This is a genomic window from Mycolicibacterium sp. XJ2546 (assembly GCF_053483195.1).
The window spans coordinates 1-1,497 of record NZ_JBEFRW010000040.1 but is presented as its reverse complement, the minus strand read 5'-3'; the positions used below and the strand labels follow the sequence as shown (position 1 = coordinate 1,497).

Here is a 1,497-nt window from a genome sequence, read left to right as displayed (position 1 = left end):
TTAGACGGTATGGGGGGCTGGGGCCTCGCTCACATGTGAACGTGGGTTGCCGATCAGGAAACGGGTCCTGGCCGGTAGAGCCACAAGATGTGGGAGGCCCCAGTGAAGGTTCAGCGTACGAGTGTTGGTTTTGATGTGCACGCACGATCGATCGTGGCGTGTGGCTTGGACGGCGACACCGGTGAGGTGTTTCAGCGGCGGTTGTGCCCGGATCACCGTGAAGTACTGGAATGGGTCGGCTCGTTGCCTGCGCCGGTGGCGGTGACCTATGAGGCCGGTCCGACAGGGTTCGGTTTGGCACGGGCGTTGACGGCGGCTGGGATTGACTGTCGGGTGGCGGCACCATCGAAGCTGCAGCGCCCGAGTGGGGATCGGATCAAGACCGATGCGCGCGACGCTGCGCATCTTGCACGTCTGCTGCATTTGGGACAGATCGTGCAGGTCCACGTGCCCACCGCCGAGCAGGAAGCCGCCCGAGATCTGGTGCGGGCCCGCGAGGATTGCCGCGGGGATCTGATGAGTGCCCGTCACCGAGTATCCAAACTGCTGCTGCGACAAGGAATCGTGTACTTCGGTGGCGCGACCTGGACAGCTAAGCACCACGCCTGGCTGGCCGCGCAGCGCTTCGGGGCGGTGTCGCTGCAAATCGCCTATGACACGGCCTTGGATACGATGCTGGCCACCCTAGATCGCCGCAACCGCCTTGACGTCGTGATCGCCGAGATCGCCGCCGACAGCGAGTACACCCCCGTCGTGCGCCGGCTGGGGTGTCTGCGCGGGGTCTCCACCCTGACCGCCTTGGGACTGGCCGTCGAAATCGGCGACTGGAGCCGGCTGAACGGACGCTCGATCGGCGCTTACCTAGGCTTGGTGCCCACCGAACACTCCACGGGGACCTCCCGATCCCAGGGTTCGATCACCAAGACCGGAAACGGGCACGCCCGCCGGCTATTAATCGAAGCGGCCTGGCATCACCGCAAGCCCTATCGGCTCAGCGCACCGCTGCGTCGGCGCTGGGATGCTGCCAGCCCCGCAGCACGCGCCCGCGGACAGCAGGCCAACCGCCGTCTACACGCCCGCTGGCAACACTTCGATGCCCGCAACAAACAGCGCGCGGTGGCCAACGCTGCGATCGCTCGAGAACTCGCCGGCTGGTGCTGGTCACTGGCCGTCCTCGATACCTGAAGGGCGGTCACACAACTGTCCGAATGAACCGTGGTAGTGACAGCGTCTGGGAGTAAACCCGCGAGTGCGCTATGAGCAATCACACTGCACCGCAGACGATTACGCTCGATGTTAGACCCGCGAAGCAGCTCCCGCCGAACAGTCCGTCCTGCTGGTAACCAACCCGCGCATTTCAGAGTAGACAACGCGTCGAATCAGACACGCTCACCAACCACACATCATTCGGCACCGGAAGCGGCGTCCCCCGACGACGGTCCAGGGGCGCCGCTTCCCCCTACCCACTTGACAAAACGAACTACATATCAGCGCACC

At 64.4% G+C, this 1,497-nt stretch carries 1 protein-coding gene; it reads left to right on the top strand.

The annotated features are described in order from the left end of the window. Positions 1 to 102 precede the first annotated feature (102 nt). Complete coding sequence (locus tag ABQE44_RS25715) at positions 103 to 1,185, top strand: IS110 family RNA-guided transposase (RefSeq protein ID WP_448432635.1); 1,083 nt, start codon at positions 103 to 105, stop codon at positions 1,183 to 1,185. Positions 1,186 to 1,497 lie beyond the last annotated feature (312 nt).